We start from the raw sequence: 14,799 nt of genomic DNA, 5'->3' as shown, positions 1-14,799 counted from the left end.
GCAACCGATTTCCCGCGCTATTCCCGTGTTTATCCCTATTCCTCTTCCGGTATCGCCGTAATCAGGACAATGGCCTGCGCCTGCGGCGGCTCATCGGTGATCGTCAAATGAATTTCCGTTCGCATCCCCGCCGGTGTAATCCGCATGAGCTGCGCAAGCGCACCGCCGGTGAGCGCAATTGTCGGCTTCCCAGAGGGCAGGTTCACGACCCCCATGTCTTTCCAGAACACACCACGACGAAATCCCGTACCAAGCGCCTTTGAGCAGGCCTCCTTCGCGGCGTATCTTTTCGCATATGATTCCGCTCGATTAAGCCGCCGTTCAGACTTTTTGATCTCCACCTCGGTATAGATGCGATTGATAAAGCGCTCCCCGAACCGGTCCAGCGTTTTTTCTATGCGCCGAATATCGATGATATCATTGCCAATGCCGATAATCCGGGACATATCCCCTACTCCGCCCTAGGCTACGGCCTGACGGGCATCGTCCATCAGTTTGCGCATCTTTAACATGGCTGGTTCCAGACCGGAAAAAATCGCCTCGCCAATAAGGAAATGTCCGATATTCAACTCGACAATTGTCGGGATCGCGGCGATGGGGCTAACAGTGCCATAGGTCAGGCCGTGACCGGCATGGCATTCCAGCCCATACTCCTCCGCAAGAGCTGCCGCCTTCTGAATGCGTTCAAACTCGGCCTGCCGCTGCGCCGGGTCTTCTGCGTCGCAATATGCCCCTGTATGAATTTCAACAATGTCCGCGCCGATCTTTTTCGCGGCTCCAATCTGTCGTGGGTCCGCTTCAATAAAGAGGGAAACGCGTATATCCGATCCCTTGAGGCTCTCGACATAATATTGAAGCGTATTATGCCCACCCGCAACATCCAGGCCGCCTTCAGTTGTTCGTTCTTCGCGCTTTTCCGGCACCAAACAGCTTGCATGTGGCTTATGACTGAGTGCGATTTTCAGCATCTCTTCAGTCGCGGCCATTTCAAAATTGAGCGGGATCGTCAGTTCTTTTGCAAGGCGGGTTATATCACCATCGCTGATATGGCGACGATCTTCGCGCAAATGCGCGGTAATTCCGTCCGCACCTGCGGCCTCCGCAATACGGGCTGCCCGCAACGGGTCGGGATGAACCCCGCCACGCGCATTGCGGATGGTTGCCACATGATCGATATTTACGCCTAATCTTAATTTTTTCATTTCTCTGTTACTCCCAGCTTCTTCCCGCGCGCAATCTGTTTGTTCGCCTTTCGGGCGCGTGCCTTCAAAATTAGTTGCGCCCGTTTTTCCTGAAATCTACGGATCAATGCCTGCAATGGATAGAAAAATATTATCCAGACTAATATGGATATTGGAAGGAAAGAAACCAGCATCGGGTGAATAACTTCATAGAAGACATGCGAAACATGGGCCCAATGACCCGCAAGAACGCCATCAAAAAATGCTTTGAAGCTGGCATCGGAAAGCTCCGCATTCCCCGGCGCGTCCCCTAAAACCCAGCGCCCCGTCTGATACAGCATTGTCCAAATAAATGGGAAGGTCCATGGATTGCCAACTGCTGTTCCGAGAGCGGAGGCCAAAATGCTGGCCCGGAATATCCACGCAAGAAGCGCACTCAGCACAAAATGCAATCCTACAAAGGGAGTAAAGGAAACTGCCGCCCCGAAGGCAAAGCCCGCCGCCAAGCTATAGGGAGAGCCATTGAGACGAACAAGTCGGTAGCCTACATATTTTGACGAGCGTCGAAATCCGATCGCCGGCCAAACAAAATCAGTCAGTTTTTTTAGTATTGTTGGCTTTTGGCGACGGAGAAACATTCAAACGGCACTCACTCTCGACTTACTTGAGGTTGCGGCTACCCGGTTTTACGGCTGGTGTCGCGGCAAGCTCCGGCGGCAATTCATCAGCCTCATAGGTTTTTACGTCCATTTTCACCAATGAAATCAGCGGAACGCCCACATCGGCACTTCCGTTGGAACGATCTATCAGGCAAGTCGCGCCAACCACTTCCCCGCCCGCCACGCGAATTGCCTCAATACATTCGCGGCTGGATTTACCTGTAGTGACAATATCCTCCGACATGATGACCCGTGCACCCGGCTCAAGATGAAATCCGCGGCGCAACGTAAAAACTCCATTTTCCCGTTCAGTGAAAATGCCGGGAACGCCGAGTTGCCGTGCCAGTTCATATCCGACGATTATGCCGCCCATGGCAGGCGCCACAACGATATCGGCGGCCTTCTCGCCAAGGGCCTCATCGACCTTATCCGCCAGCGCCCGGCAGAGCGCCTCAGCGCGATCCGGATACATCAACACCTTAGCGCATTGCAGGTAACGATCAGAATGCAAGCCCGAGCTCAACAGGAAATGTCCTTCCAGCAAGGCATTCGTTTCCCTGAAATGGGACAGGATTTCTTCCTCTTTCATACTTCCCTCTTCTTTTTAGGCCTGGTTATACTAACCAGCTGATCTTTCCACGGAGCTGATCACCGGATCAGCCCGCAGTGCCGCGATTATATTGGTCAGATGACGAACATCCTTGACCTGAATATCGATCAGCATTTCAAAAAAATCCTGACTACGATTGACGATAGATAAATTGTTTATGTTGCCGTTATTAGACGCAATCGTCGATGTAACCCCGGAAAGTGCACCGGGCTCGTTCGCCATAATAATCGAAATGCGCCCAACGGGAAGTGCGGCTTGTTGATTTTCTTCATCCCAACTGACGTCGAGCCAGCGCTCCGGCACCTCGACGAACTGTTCGAGCGTATCGCAATCGATGGTATGGATCGTCACCCCGCGCCCCGTACTCACGATCCCAACGATGCGGTCACCGGGGAGCGGATGGCAACACCCCGCAAGATGCATGGCCATGCCGGGGATCAGACCGCGAATGGGAATCGAATGTGACTTATTCTTCGTGGCTGATTTGGATTTCCTCTGTGTGAGCGGAACGACATTGTCTTCCTCGGGCTTACGGACCTCCCCGGGAAAGATGACATCAATTAACTGCCTGCCGGTGCGAGATCCGTCGCCCAGCATGGAATAGACATCGGCTGTACTTTCCTGATTCCATACTTTAACAGCGGTCTGCAATGCCTTCTCCGCAAACCGTTTTCCTTCAACGCGAAAAGCCTTTTCCGCAATAGCCTTACCAAGCTCGATATACTGGCCGCGCTGCTTCATCCGGGTGAACCGACGAATGGCTGATCGTGCCTTACCACTGACAACAAAGCTTTCCCATGTTGGCGACGGCGTCTGGTTTTTGGATCGCAGTATTTCGACCTGGTCGCCGTTTCTGAGTGGCGTCCTGAGCGGCACCTGACGGCTGTTGATCTTGGCACCGACGCAAGTGTTGCCAACATCTGTATGAACCGCATAGGCAAAATCGACGGGGCTGCTGCCTGAAGGCAAGGAAATCAGGTCGCCCTTAGGGGTGAAGCAGAACACCTGATCCTGAAACATGCTGAGTTTGGTATGCTCCAGAAACTCGTCCGGATCGACCGTATTTTCCAGAATTTCCAGCAATTCGCGAAGCCAGCGATACTGCTTGCCTTCCTTCACATTCTGGAGGTTTTCCTTGTATTGCCAATGCGCTGCAACGCCATACTCGTTCGTCTCATGCATTTCTCTTGTACGGATCTGTATCTCGATACGCTGTTTTTCCGGCCCAATAACTGTCGTATGGAGGGAACGGTAGTTATTGCGCTTCGGGATGGAGATGTAGTCCTTGAAGCGACCCGGGACCATGGAATATTTAGCATGCAAGATGCCAAGCACATGATAACAATCTTCTACCGTTTCCACGACGACGCGAAAGGCGATGATATCGGCCAACTGCTCGAAGGAGACATTGTTTTTCTCCATCTTGCGCCAGATCGAGTAAAACCGTTTTTCCCGGCCGTAGATTTCAGCTTCGACCCCCTCCGACTTGACGTCCTGTTCCAGAGTATCGACGATCCGCTCGACCAGATCTTCACCTTCCGCGCGCAGATATTCGAGCCGTCGCTTAATCGAATTCCGCGCCTCGCTATTGAGTTCAATAAAGGCGAGATCTTCCAGATCATCCCGAAAGCCTTGCATACCAATCCGCTCTGCGAGTGGGGCATAAATCTCCATCGTCTCGGTGGCAATACGCTTGCGCTTCTCCGGATTTTTAATGAAATGCAGGGTCCGCATGTTATGCAGCCGGTCCGCCAGCTTAACCAAAAGCACGCGGATATCGTTAGACATCGCCAGAAGTAGCTTACGGAAATTCTCTCCCTGCTTGGTCTGATCCGACTGCAGTTCGATTTGGGAGAGCTTGGTCACTCCGTCGACGAGACCGGCAATCTCGCTGCCAAACATCTCCTCGATCTGCTCTTTCGTAGCAACTGTATCCTCAATCGTGTCATGCAAAAGGGCTGTCACGATGGTGGCGGTATCAAGCTTCAACTCGGTCAGAATACCGGCAACTTCAATGGGATGGGAAAAGTAGGGATCGCCCGAGGCTCGCACCTGGCTCCCATGGGTTTTGATAGTGAAAATATATGCCCGATTGAGAAGATCCTCATCGGCTTGCGGATCATAACTTAAAACGCGATCAACAAGTTCAACCTGACGAAGCATCAGCGATTACAGGATCGGCAACTGCCGCTCCCCTCCTGCTGACAAATAATACTGAAAAATCCAGTGCAATCTGCTTTGATACTCAAACTCGCCGATCCCGGCATTTCCGTCTCATATGCGAGTTGTAAATGCCGGGTTTTACCTGTGTTGTAATCAGTTCTCAGCTTGGGGTTCATCGGCATTCGTTTCTGCTGCCGGCGCGTCCCCGTCCGTTGCCCCAACTTCATCGGCTGAAAATGTATCAACGGCAGTGTTTTCCTGAATAACACCGGCCCATTCGTTACTGGCGCTCATCAAAGCGGCCATGTTGTCTTCTTCGGGCTCATCAACCTCAACGCGGCGTTGCAGCGAATGCACAAGATTTTCTTTCAATTCGTCCAGATCAATCGTGCCATCCCCGATTTCACGAAGGGAAACGACAGGGTTCTTGTCATTGTCCCGATCAACGGTCAGCATCGAGCCCGCAGCGATTTCCCGTGCCCGACGGGCCGCCAGCAGAACGATCTCAAAACGGTTCGGAACTCTTTCAACGCAATCTTCAACAGTGACGCGTGCCATTTACAGTAACTCCAATTGTCTGTGATTTGTTTATTACATATGCGTTTGCGTCGCGGATAGCAAGTTAAACTGACATAAAAAGTCGCCAGAATATGCCACTTTCAGGCCATTTAGTCGCTTTTTCGCATCAGCGAGATTTATCCTCCACGCCAATGACGTCAAACGCCTGCCCAGAGGGGAGCCTTTCAAGCAATTCCGAAGCCAGAAAACCACTCACCGGATGCCGCCATTTAGGGGCAATTTCATCGATCGGCGCAAGAACAAATGCCCGCTCCTGCATATAGGGATGCGGCAGAACGGGACCGACCTTCTGAACCTGATTTTCTGTCACTCTGTCATGATAGGCAAGGAGATCGAGGTCGAGCACCCTCGCCTCCCACCGGTCGCGGCGAATGCGGCCAAAATCACGCTCTGTTTTGTGCAGAGTTTGTAACAGCTCATTTTCGGACATTTCTGTCTCAATGGCGAGCACGGCATTCACAAACCACGGTTGATCAGACATCGGAACGGGGGCAGAGCGATACCAGCTGGACTGATGCGTAACACAAAGGATTTTGCGAAGTCGGCACACCACCTCGGTCAGCGTATTTAGCGGATCGCCATAGTCCGGATGTGGCATATTTGCCCCTAAACCAATCAATATCACTGAAAATTTTCCTCAAAAACCATGAAAACACCTTGGTTTTCGCATTATTTCATCACAATCACCACGAAGACATGAAATTCTTATCTAGAGAATTTCAAATAATTTTGCTATTGATGAAAGATTAGGGAGCGAAAGCGAACACCCAAAGAATAATTTATAATACTAAATGCGGATCTGGTAATGCCTTTTTATTCTGAAGAGCGAATAGCTCTTTTCATCGATGGTTCCAACTTGTATGCGGCAGCCCGTGCACTCGGTTTTGACATCGATTATAAAAGATTACTCGGCGAATTCGCCACTCAAGGTCGTCTGGTCCGTGCTTTGTACTATACCGCGCTGATTGAAGATCAGGAATATTCTCCCATTCGTCCCCTCGTCGATTGGCTCGACTATAACGGTTATACCATGGTCACCAAACCGACGAAGGAGTTCACGGATTCGACAGGTCGACGCAAATACAAAGGCAATATGGATATCGAGCTGGCCATCGACATGATGGAACTGGCGAAGCATATCGACCATGCGGTGCTCTTCTCTGGTGATGGCGATTTCCGGCGTCTGGTTGAATCAATCCAGCGTCAAGGCGTTCGTGTTACCGTCGTCAGCACGGTCAAGTCACAGCCGCCAATGATCGCCGATGAACTCCGTCGGCAGGCGGATTTCTTTATTGAGTTGAAAGACTTGGAGAAAAAAGTCGGCCGCGCCGCCGGGCAGAAACCCGACCGCGACTATGAAGAGTATCCGGGCGATTTTGAACCCTATGAAGACGCCGAGGAAATCGCCTGACCGGCGACTCCCTCAATGCAATCAATCCACTACTGAGATTTTTTTCAACTCTTCAGCGACTTTTACAGAAATTTCCCTCACACCTGTTACGGCACTTTCCTGCCAGTCATCATCGCAAATAACGCATTTTTTCGTGGAACGAAGCACCAGAATACGTTTACAATATAGTCGGCACTTTGGGCAGGGAGTGCCGCTATCTAACCAGTAAATGTATGATTTTGTTATGAGCAATAGCTATCAAGCCGCCCGTGACACTCGTTATACTATAATTGTCTGCCAATAAAAGGTAAGCGTATGGCTCGAAAACTTGTGGTCTTGAGTGACGGCAGCTGGATTGCCCCGCAATTCAGGAGCAAGAACCGACGCGTTCCCGGCAACGCCACCCTTGCTTTCCACTCAATCGCAGAGACCCATGAGAGTGGAGATGAGCAAATACGCTATCTCCATGACCTGGAGGCAAAGCCCGGCGCATTCAAAAGACTGATGCAGCGCACGTTTGGCCTTGGCATGAAGGCGGAAATATTCAATAGCTACACCTTCCTCTCACATAATTATCGCGGTGAGGAGGACGAGATTTATCTTTTCGGTGCCGGTCTTGGTGCCTGCAACATCCGACGGCTGACAGACCTGCTGGAAAAAGTTGGCATATTGCCACCCGAGAAACTCGACCTCCTGCCGGAGGCGTATGAGTACAGCCAAATCCCGGTGGAGGCCCTTGCGTCCCCGGGGGCCAAATCTCTTGCCGAGCATCTCCCTTCTCAGCCGGCACGGATCCGCTTTCTTGGCTGTTGGGATACAGTTGGCAGCCACGGTCTACCCTTGCCCGGTCTGCACGGTATATCGCAAAGCTGGATGACCTTTCACGATCACAAGATCAACGCCAATGTGGATAGCGCATTCCAGGCCCTCGCGCTTGATGAACGGCGTAGCCGGTTCAAGCCAGGCCTCTGGACCGGGATCCATTCGCGGGCAACAACCGCCGTTGAGCAAGTCTGGTTCCCCGGCTCTCATGAAAATATTGTTGGTGGCCGCCGTGACAGCCGCCTGTCGGATATCGCACTGCGCTGGATGCTGGACCGGGCTGCCGAACAGGGCCTTCATATTGATCTTGAAAAGCTGGAAGAGATGAGTGCGCCTGATATTTTGGGAAATATTGCCATGTACCGACGGAAGGTCTTTGGTGTTCGCGTCCCCTTCAAGAAGATGTTCAATCGACCTATCGGGTTGTCTGGAAAAGATTTCCCGCCTGGATACGAACCGGAAAAACTCCATGAATCCGTGCTAAAACGGCGGGAGCTCGACAAGAAATACAGCCCCCGACAACTGGCAAGCCTGTCCGACAGCGATATGCCGGTTTATCGGGAACAAATGGGCCCCACAGCCAACAAGCGGCGGCACGCACGCACAAAAATAGACTGGCCGGGGCATATAATAACCAACGAGACAAAGATGAACGTCAGCCTCGTGGATTATAGTCGTTCCGGCGCGAAAGTCTGGTATCAGGGGAATGTGCCCAAAGGCACAGAGCTGGTCCTGCAATCTTCCCGCGCCTTTTCCGACGGGTTAAAAAGCCGGGTAGTCTGGGTGCAAGACAATTTTCTTGGGCTTGAATTCGTGAGCCCGCTCCCGGCGGAGGCAACAGCCTAAAAGAGTCAAACGCTGCTTTTCAGCAACCGCTGTTTTTCGCGTCCCCAGTCGCGATCACGCTCCGTCGCACGCTTGTCATGCTGCTTCTTGCCCGACGCAAGACCGACTTTCACCTTTGCAATGCCGCGATCATTGAAATACATCGACAACGGCACAAGCGTCTTACCCGCCTTTTGAATCTGGCCCGAAATCTTCCTTATTTCTTTTTTATGCATCAAAAGCTGGCGCGGCCGAAGCGGATCGTGATTATTACGGTTGCCATGGCCATATTCAGAAATATGCGCATTAATCAGATACAGGCCATCATTTTCAAAAGATGCATAGGCATCCTGAATGTTTGCCCGCCCGGCGCGGAGGCTCTTCACCTCCGTCCCGAGCAGGATCATGCCCGCCTCGAACTCTTCATGAATGAAGTAGTTGTAGCGGGCCTTCCGGTTTTCCGCGATCGTGCGGCCCATAGCTATATCTGCCTTTGTTAGTTCAGGATGCCCGCATGGCGCATCGCTGCCTCAATTTCCCGCTTGGTTTCATCTTTCACCACCGGGATGATCGGCATACGAACATCCGGTTTGCACTTCCCAAGCAGTGACAACGCATATTTGGTGGGTGCCGGGCTTGATTCAAGGAACAGGGCCCGATGCAAAGGCATCAAGCGATCCTGCAGCTCTATCGCTTTCGCATTATCACCTGCAAGACTCGCTTCCTGCATCTGGGACGCCAACTCCGGCGCAACATTCGCAGACACCGAGATACAACCATTCCCGCCGTGGGCGTTAAACCCGATGGCCGAGCCGTCTTCACCAGAGAGCTGATTAAACTCCGTCCCGCAGTGCAACCGTTGCAAAGAGACACGCGAAACGTCACCGGTTGCATCCTTGACCCCGACGATATTTTTAAGTTTTGCCAGGCGCCCCATGGTCTCCGGCGTCATGTCAACGATCGACCGTCCTGGAATATTGTAAATGTAAATCGGGATATCGACTGCATCATTGATGGCCTTGTAATGGGCATACATGCCTTCCTGCGTCGGCTTATTGTAATAGGGCATGGCGATCAACGCGGCATCGGCGCCGGCGGCTTTGGCATGCTTCGTCAGGCGGATCGCTTCCAGCGTATTGTTGGAGCCTGCCCCAGCCATCACCGGCACACGGCCTTTCGCGACCTCAACACAAAGTTCCACCACGCGATCATGCTCAGGGTGGCTCAACGTCGGGGATTCCCCTGTGGTGCCGACAGGCACAAGCGCCTTGGTTCCGGATTTTATTTGCCAGTCACAGAGGTCTTGAAACGATTTTTCGTCCAGACGCTCTCCATCAAAGGGAGTGACAAGCGCTGTAATCGATCCTCTAAACATGACAATAATCCTTAAGTAAGTTTCAGTAGTTGTATTCGCCTCGCATATCATTGCGCCCGTACCATTCGGGCATTCCTTTCATTATCGCGGCGAACCGCCTGATTTATAGGCATGATGCCCCCTAAGGCAAGCAGTAACTGCACTTCCGGTACGCTCGTATTCGCATTTTGACGATTTATCGCAACATTGCTTCATCATCGGCTCTTGATCAAAGTGATAAGGGGGTTATCTTAAATTCATTGTCTTTATTTCTGTAGAAGGTGTTCCCCTTGTCCAAACCTGCCTCTAAGCCCGCCACAATCTATCTTAAAGATTACAAGGAGCCGGACTTCCTGATCAAGACCGTCGATTTGACCGTCGAGCTAGGGGAGGATGATACTGTCATAACCTCGCGACTGGCGCTTCAGCGCAATGACAAGGACGCCACGAAACTCAGTCTGAATGGGGAGCATCTGGTCCTGCAATCCGTCAAAATGGACGGGCATATGCTGACGCCAGACGAATACAGCGTAACCGAGGAATGGCTTCACCTCCCGATTGCACCAGTAACTACCGATTTCACACTTGAAATCGTCAACCGGATCAAGCCGCAGGAAAATACCGCGTTGGAGGGGCTTTACAAATCCAGCGGAAATTTCTGCACCCAGTGCGAGGCAGAAGGTTTCCGCCGGATTACTTATTTCCTTGACCGGCCGGATGTTATGGCTGTCTTTTCCACCACCATCATCGGGGATGGGGACAAATACCCCGTCATGCTCTCCAACGGTAATCTGACAAACGAGAAAACGCTGTCCGACGGACGCAAGAGCGTCACCTGGGACGATCCGCATCCGAAACCCGCCTATCTCTTCGCGCTGGTTGCGGGCGATCTTGCGGTTGTGGAGGATAATTTCACAACCCTTTCGGGCCGTGACGTCAAACTGCAGATATTCGTCGAAAAGGGCAATGAGGATAAATGCGGCCACGCCATGACCTCATTAAAAAAATCCATGAAGTGGGATGAGGAGAAATACGGCCGCGAGTATGATCTCGATATCTTCATGATTGTTGCCGTCAGCGATTTCAACATGGGCGCGATGGAGAACAAGGGCCTCAACGTCTTCAACTCAAAATATGTACTGGCCTCGCCCGAGACGGCAACAGACGCTGATTTCGACGGTATTGAGAGCGTCATAGCCCATGAGTATTTCCACAACTGGACCGGCAATCGCATTACCTGCCGGGATTGGTTCCAGCTCACTCTGAAGGAAGGGCTCACCGTCTTCCGCGATCAACAGTTCTCCGCCGATATGAATTCCGCGTCGGTTCAGCGTATCAGCGATGTCCAGCGCCTGCGCGCAGCACAGTTCCCAGAGGATGGTGGCCCCCTCGCCCATCCCATACAGCCGCAAAGCTATGTGGAGATCAATAACTTCTATACCGCCACAGTCTATGAAAAGGGCGCGGAAGTCATCCGCATGATCCACACAATCCTGGGCGAAGAAAAATTCCGCAAAGGTATGGATCTATATTTCGAACGACATGACGGACAGGCGGTGACGACCGAGGAATTCGTCTCCGCACTTGAAGACGGTTCTGGCGTTGACCTCACACAGTTCCGCCGCTGGTACGTTACGCCAGGCACGCCGGAAATCAGCGTGGACGAACAATTCGATGCAAATACTGGTCAATACAAGCTGACGCTTGAACAGAAAAACGCTATAGCCGGGGAAGATTTTGAACCCCTGCATATCCCCCTTGAATTGGGCCTTCTAGATGAAGATGGCAAGCCAATTCCCTTTACCGATGGCCCCAGCAAGGGCAAGACGGAAGGTGTTTTTGACTTCACCAAGACACGCCAGAGCTTTGTTTTTCCTGGACTCACGAGCAAGCCGCAAGCGTCCCTGTTCAGGGGATTTTCCGCACCCGTTATAATCCGTCAGGATATGAGCGACGACGCCCTCGCCTTCTTCTTTGCAAAAGATGAAGACCTGTTTAATCGCTGGGACGCCGGGCAGCGACTCGCCAGCAATATTATCCTCAAAGAGATCGATGCTGATGGTGACGGCGGAACGCTGCCCGCGGCATACGTAAATGCCTATGCGGAAATTCTAGCTGACAAGAGCCTCGATCGCGCCTTTACCGCCTCAGCCCTCACCTTGCCGGGGGAGCAGGACATCGCACAGAAAATGCCGATCGTCGATGTGGATGCTATTCATAAGATCCGCGAGGCCGCAAGACAGCAAATCGGCCTTACCTTCGAGGATGATTGGCGCAAACTGTACAATGAGTGCGCAACTGCCCCGATACCTGCCAACCAACCTGAAAGCAGCTGCAGGAAACTCAAAAATACGGCGCTCAGCTACTTGATTGCTACAGGAAAGGAAGAATATATCACCCTCGCCGACACCCAGTACCGCAACAGCGCCAATATGACCGACAGCGTTGCGGCACTTGCTGGTCTTAAGGACATTACCAATCCGGTTCGTGATGCAATGTTTGCGGATTATTACCAGAAATGGCAAAAAGATGCCCTTATCGTCGATAAATGGTTCACATTGCAGGCGATGGCCGTGCGGGATAGCACAATTGACGATATCAAGGCTTTGATGGAGCATCCGGCCTTTACCTTGCGCAATCCGAACCGTCTACGCTCCCTGATCGGAGCGTTTGCATCGGGTAATCCTGTTTATTTCCATGAGAGATCTGGCGAAGGGTACCGGATTCTCTCCGGTGTCATTACGGCACTGAATAAAACAAATCCGCAAATTGCAGCGCGACTTGTCGCGCCATTGGGCCAATGGCGGCGTTACGATAAGGATCGGCAAAGCCTGATGATGGCAGAACTTGAGAAAATCCTGAAATTACCGGATTTATCTGATCATGTTTACGAAATGGCAAACAAAAGCCTGCATAATTAGTCAAATTATTCGAAAATCTGCTAATATGTCTTTATTGCCGTTACAGATTGAGGAGTTGCTTTTACATCGTCGTTTAAATGATCGGTTTGGGTAATGCGAAAAAAGTTCGCCCTTGTGGCGCTGATGACCAGTACAATGCTTATCCCGCTGCCTGTGATTGCCGCAGGCAAGGCGACGCTGGGCGGCATCCCCTCTACTCCTCACGTAACGACGAACGGCTCTCTCCCTGTTGGTACTTTGCCAGAGGGCGAATTCGTTCCCCTGCCCCGATCCAAGCCTGAAATCGGGCCTGTGGCGCTTCTCATGACCGACTTGCCACCGATCCCGTTCAAACGCCCGATTGGTATTGAGCTGCCCCCACACCCACTCACGACCGGACTGTTGAGCGCGCGAGATCTAAAAATTTACAAGGAAGCCTTTGCCGCCGCCGATAACAGACAATGGAACAGCGCGCTCGAAATCTCCCGGCGCGCAACATACAAATTACCTGCAGAAGTCATCGAATGGCGCTATTTCAGGGCCTACCGCAACCACGCCAGTTTTGATCAGATCTCCCGCTTTATTGACGATCATCCAGACTGGCCCGGCCAGCGCACCCTGCGCCGTCGCGCAGAACAGGCTCTGGATGAGACGGTAAGTCGGGCACGTATCCTGAAATGGTTCGCACATTATGAACCGGTGACTGGTATTGGCATGTACCGCTACGGCGATGCCCTGATAAGCATTGGCAAGCAAGCTGACGGAACAAACTGGGTCCGTAAAGCCTGGCTCCTTGGTGAATTTTCCAAGCAAACTGAAAGTGAAATTCTTAAAAAATATAACGGTCTCCTCACAACCTCGGATCATGAAAAACGCCTTGATCATCTCTTGTGGGAGCGGGAGACGGACGCCGCCGTTCGCCTCTTTCCTCTCCTCAGCGAGGATGCGAAAAAACTGGCAACTGCCCGCATACGCCTGATCCGGAACTCATGGAATGTGGACCAGGCCATCCGTGCCGTTCCTGCCGACCTCCAGAATGATCCGGGCCTGATTTTTGAGCGCGCGAAATGGCGGCGGCGCAAAGCCCTTGATGATGAATCCCGCGAGTTGCTACTTGAGATCGACGATACCGCCCCCCGTGCAGATATCTGGTGGCCCGAACGCCATCTCCATGCGCGCAAGCTGCTCTCCAAGGGTCATATTACAGAGGCCTACAATCTTGCGAGTCAGCATGGCCTCACCGACGGCGCAGACTTTGCTGCGGCAGAGTGGCTATCCGGCTGGATTATGCTTCGTTTTCTCAATGACGGGGAACAGGCGCTGCTACATTTCACCCGGCTTTACGAGAATGTGAGCTATCCCATCAGCCGGTCCCGTGGTGCCTATTGGATCGGCCGAGCGAAGGAAAATCTCGGCGAAAAAGTCATGGCCGAATATTGGTACAAAGTCGCCGCGCAATATTACACGACCTATTACGGTCAGATGGCCCTGCATGAATTGGGACAAAAAAAACTACCGGCCATTCCGCAGATCGCTTCCGCCAGAAAACTGATCAGCAATGAGGGCAGCAAAGACGAGCAAATCCTGATCGTCCGTCATCTCGCTGAAATCGGCGCGGCAAAATGGACAAAGCCGTTCCTGCTGGCGATGACAGAGAAAGCGCAAAACGAATCAGAATATATCGCCGTGGCCGACCTCGCGACCGCCATCGGCCGCCCGGATTATGCCATTGCGATTGCCAAGCGCGCCTCTCAATTAGGCACAGAGCTTACGGAAATCAACTGGCCGACCCCGTCGCTCGCCATTCAAAATCCGCCGATTGAGCCTGCGCTGATGCTGGCCATTACGCGGCAGGAAAGTGCCTTTGCCAGCGACGCCGTTTCATGGGCGGGTGCGCGCGGGTTAATGCAACTAATGCCCGGCACCGCCAAGCAGGTTTCGCGCAAGCTGAATGTCAACTATTCAAAGCCCCTTCTCACGGCAGACCCTTCTTATAATGCGATGCTCGGCAGCGCCTATCTCGCTAGCCTGATCGAGAAATTTAATGGCTCCTACGTGCTGGCGATTGCCTCCTATAACGCCGGGCCGGCAAATGTCAGCCGATGGTTGAAACAATGGGGCGATCCACGTTCCGGCGATATCGACATGGTTGACTGGATTGAACTTATTCCCTTTTCCGAGACCCGGAACTATGTCCAGCGAGTGATAGAAAATCTTCAGGTCTATCGTGAGCGATTAGCCGAGGAGGACGGCAGCGTCCTAAAAATTAGCTATGACATCAACCGGGGCATGGCGACTCACTAGCACCACAGAAAT

At 52.3% G+C, this 14,799-nt stretch carries 13 protein-coding genes; 4 read left to right on the top strand and 9 right to left on the bottom strand.

Translation table 11 applies throughout. The annotated features are described in order from the left end of the window. Positions 1 to 35: 35 nt before the first annotated feature. From acpS to folK, 7 genes are all read right to left on the bottom strand, one after another. Positions 36 to 446 (bottom strand): holo-ACP synthase, encoded by a 411-nt coding sequence (gene acpS, locus LKE13_RS09645; RefSeq protein ID WP_227950658.1) that lies wholly within the window; start codon positions 444 to 446, stop codon positions 36 to 38. Positions 447 to 461: 15 nt separating this feature from the next. Then, positions 462 to 1,202 (bottom strand): pyridoxine 5'-phosphate synthase, encoded by a 741-nt coding sequence (locus tag LKE13_RS09640; protein WP_227950655.1) that lies wholly within the window; start codon positions 1,200 to 1,202, stop codon positions 462 to 464. After that, positions 1,199 to 1,819: a DUF2062 domain-containing protein gene (locus LKE13_RS09635; protein ID WP_227950653.1), complete on the bottom strand. Its 621-nt coding sequence runs from the start codon at positions 1,817 to 1,819 to the stop codon at positions 1,199 to 1,201. Before LKE13_RS09635 ends, LKE13_RS09640 begins: the two co-directional genes overlap by 4 nt. A 22-nt stretch (positions 1,820 to 1,841) precedes the next feature. Then, the gene (pyrE, locus tag LKE13_RS09630) at positions 1,842 to 2,429 is read right to left on the bottom strand and encodes an orotate phosphoribosyltransferase (protein WP_227950650.1); all 588 of its coding nucleotides are present in this window, start codon (positions 2,427 to 2,429) and stop codon (positions 1,842 to 1,844) included. Positions 2,430 to 2,459: 30 nt separating this feature from the next. Then, the gene (locus LKE13_RS09625; RefSeq protein WP_227950648.1) at positions 2,460 to 4,613 is read right to left on the bottom strand and encodes a RelA/SpoT family protein; all 2,154 of its coding nucleotides are present in this window, start codon (positions 4,611 to 4,613) and stop codon (positions 2,460 to 2,462) included. Positions 4,614 to 4,766: 153 nt separating this feature from the next. Continuing rightward, positions 4,767 to 5,171 carry a DNA-directed RNA polymerase subunit omega gene (rpoZ, locus tag LKE13_RS09620; RefSeq protein ID WP_321576136.1) on the bottom strand — a complete coding sequence of 135 codons (405 nt, stop codon included), beginning with the start codon at positions 5,169 to 5,171 and terminating at the stop codon, positions 4,767 to 4,769. 127 nt (positions 5,172 to 5,298) lie between these two features. Beyond that, positions 5,299 to 5,817: a 2-amino-4-hydroxy-6-hydroxymethyldihydropteridine diphosphokinase gene (gene folK / locus LKE13_RS09615; RefSeq protein ID WP_227950646.1), complete on the bottom strand. Its 519-nt coding sequence runs from the start codon at positions 5,815 to 5,817 to the stop codon at positions 5,299 to 5,301. 180 nt (positions 5,818 to 5,997) lie between these two features. Between folK and LKE13_RS09610 the strand changes: the two genes are divergently transcribed. Next, positions 5,998 to 6,603: an NYN domain-containing protein gene (locus tag LKE13_RS09610; protein WP_227950644.1), complete on the top strand. Its 606-nt coding sequence runs from the start codon at positions 5,998 to 6,000 to the stop codon at positions 6,601 to 6,603. 294 nt (positions 6,604 to 6,897) lie between these two features. Continuing rightward, positions 6,898 to 8,250 (top strand): phospholipase effector Tle1 domain-containing protein, encoded by a 1,353-nt coding sequence (locus tag LKE13_RS09605; RefSeq protein ID WP_227950641.1) that lies wholly within the window; start codon positions 6,898 to 6,900, stop codon positions 8,248 to 8,250. Between the two features lie 5 nt (positions 8,251 to 8,255). Here LKE13_RS09605 and smpB read toward each other — a convergent pair whose 3' ends face one another. After that, positions 8,256 to 8,708, bottom strand: a complete 453-nt coding sequence (gene smpB / locus LKE13_RS09600) for an SsrA-binding protein SmpB (protein ID WP_227950639.1) — start codon at positions 8,706 to 8,708, stop codon at positions 8,256 to 8,258. Positions 8,709 to 8,725: 17 nt separating this feature from the next. Then, complete coding sequence (gene dapA, locus LKE13_RS09595; RefSeq protein WP_227950637.1) at positions 8,726 to 9,604, bottom strand: 4-hydroxy-tetrahydrodipicolinate synthase; 879 nt, start codon at positions 9,602 to 9,604, stop codon at positions 8,726 to 8,728. Between the two features lie 260 nt (positions 9,605 to 9,864). On the opposite strand from dapA, the gene pepN reads away from it, so the two are divergent. Together pepN and LKE13_RS09585 are read left to right on the top strand one after the other, a co-directional pair. Beyond that, entirely contained in the window at positions 9,865 to 12,504 is a 2,640-nt protein-coding gene (gene pepN / locus LKE13_RS09590) for an aminopeptidase N (RefSeq protein WP_415776508.1), read from the top strand. A 93-nt stretch (positions 12,505 to 12,597) separates the two neighbouring features. Continuing rightward, a complete protein-coding gene (locus tag LKE13_RS09585) occupies positions 12,598 to 14,787 on the top strand; it encodes a lytic transglycosylase domain-containing protein (protein ID WP_227950633.1) in 2,190 nt (729 codons plus the stop codon). Positions 14,788 to 14,799: the final 12 nt, after the last annotated feature.

Source organism: Sneathiella sp. HT1-7 (genome assembly GCF_020731145.1).
Taxonomy (GTDB): domain Bacteria; phylum Pseudomonadota; class Alphaproteobacteria; order Sneathiellales; family Sneathiellaceae; genus Sneathiella.
Note: the sequence above shows the minus strand (reverse complement) of the source record. Positions and strands in the feature narration are given on the sequence as shown.

Excerpts from the sequence above, each read along its gene's own strand:
- acpS (WP_227950658.1), bottom strand. The coding sequence starts at position 446 with ATGTCCCGGATTATCGGCATTGGCAATGATATCATCGATATTCGGCGC.
- LKE13_RS09640 (WP_227950655.1), bottom strand. The coding sequence starts at position 1,202 with ATGAAAAAATTAAGATTAGGCGTAAATATCGATCATGTGGCAACCATC.
- LKE13_RS09635 (WP_227950653.1), bottom strand. The coding sequence starts at position 1,819 with ATGTTTCTCCGTCGCCAAAAGCCAACAATACTAAAAAAACTGACTGAT.
- pyrE (WP_227950650.1), bottom strand. The coding sequence starts at position 2,429 with ATGAAAGAGGAAGAAATCCTGTCCCATTTCAGGGAAACGAATGCCTTG.
- LKE13_RS09625 (WP_227950648.1), bottom strand. The coding sequence starts at position 4,613 with ATGCTTCGTCAGGTTGAACTTGTTGATCGCGTTTTAAGTTATGATCCG.
- rpoZ (WP_321576136.1), bottom strand. The coding sequence starts at position 5,171 with ATGGCACGCGTCACTGTTGAAGATTGCGTTGAAAGAGTTCCGAACCGT.
- LKE13_RS09610 (WP_227950644.1), top strand. The coding sequence starts at position 5,998 with ATGCCTTTTTATTCTGAAGAGCGAATAGCTCTTTTCATCGATGGTTCC.
- LKE13_RS09605 (WP_227950641.1), top strand. The coding sequence starts at position 6,898 with ATGGCTCGAAAACTTGTGGTCTTGAGTGACGGCAGCTGGATTGCCCCG.
- smpB (WP_227950639.1), bottom strand. The coding sequence starts at position 8,708 with ATGGGCCGCACGATCGCGGAAAACCGGAAGGCCCGCTACAACTACTTC.
- dapA (WP_227950637.1), bottom strand. The coding sequence starts at position 9,604 with ATGTTTAGAGGATCGATTACAGCGCTTGTCACTCCCTTTGATGGAGAG.
- LKE13_RS09585 (WP_227950633.1), top strand. The coding sequence starts at position 12,598 with ATGCGAAAAAAGTTCGCCCTTGTGGCGCTGATGACCAGTACAATGCTT.